Here is a 537-nt window from a genome sequence, read left to right on the forward strand (position 1 = left end):
CTGAATCACGCTGCCTAGAGGATGAGATTAAGAAGAATCTTGGGGGACTAGGATATGAGTTTCTTTAAAGAGTGGTCAAATTATAAACTATCTGATCTAATGACCATTATTGGCGGGGGGACCCCTAAAACAAATAATGAGGAATATTGGAATGGTAATATTCCATGGTTATCAGTAAAAGATTTTAATTCAGATGCAAGAAAAGTTTATTACACTGAAAAGCACATATCAGAATTAGGCTTAGCAAAGAGTTCTACTAAGATGTTAGATGAAGGAGATCTTATTATTTCAGCTAGAGGGACAGTTGGAGCACTTGCGCAGTTAGGCGTACCAATGACTTTTAATCAATCTTGTTATGGACTAAAAGCAAATAATAAGACTCTCAATGATTTTCTTTATTATCTAATAAAATATAAAGTGGAATATATTCAACGAAATACGCATGGTTCCATATTTGATACTATTACTAGAGAAACTTTTAAAGTACTAGATGTTCAAATACCTAATAGTATTGAAGAACAAAAAACCATTGCAAAT

Annotated in this window: 1 protein-coding gene; it reads left to right on the plus strand. The window is 32.6% G+C overall.

Annotated features, from left to right (window positions below):
* Positions 1-54 precede the first annotated feature (54 nt).
* Positions 55-537 (plus strand): restriction endonuclease subunit S (locus FE296_RS00240; protein ID WP_190944952.1); only part of this gene is annotated, 483 nt, incomplete at its 3' end.

It is taken from the genome of Paenibacillus sp. UASWS1643, assembly GCF_008693195.1.
Lineage (GTDB): Bacteria > Bacillota > Bacilli > Paenibacillales > Paenibacillaceae > Paenibacillus > Paenibacillus amylolyticus_B.